Consider the following 427-nt stretch of genomic DNA (forward strand, 5'->3'; position numbering starts at 1 on the left):
ATGGCCAGCGCGAAGGTGTCGCCTTCGTCGATGCTGCCCGCTCCACCGATGTTCAGGCTCGGCGCGACATTGTTCACCGTGATGGTCTTGGTGCCGGCGACAAAGCTGCCGTCCTCGTCGGTGACCGCCAGCGTAATCGTGGCGCTGGCGTCACCGTCGGCATAGACGTGCTCGATGCTGCCTCCAAGCGCGGCGAATTCGGCTGCACTGAAGCTCTGCACGTTGCCATCACCCCAGTCGAGGCTGTAGCCGGTGGCGGTGTCGGCACCCGGATCGATCAGACTGCCCAGGCTCAGGGTGTAGCTGCTGGCTTCATCGACGCTGTCGGCTCCGCTGAGCTCGATGGAGGGGGCGACGTTAGCAACCGTCACCGCATGGGTCTGTGTGGTCACACCGCCGTCGCCATCGTTCGCCGTAACCGTGATGG

At 64.6% G+C, this 427-nt stretch carries 1 protein-coding gene; it reads right to left on the reverse strand.

The window, feature by feature from the left end; all coding sequences use genetic code 11:
• The coding region (locus GQB03_RS22685; protein ID WP_159694066.1) for a PKD domain-containing protein at window positions 1-427 on the reverse strand (427 nt) is incomplete at both ends.

The organism is Cognatazoarcus halotolerans (assembly GCF_009800965.1).
Lineage (GTDB): Bacteria > Pseudomonadota > Gammaproteobacteria > Burkholderiales > Rhodocyclaceae > Cognatazoarcus > Cognatazoarcus halotolerans.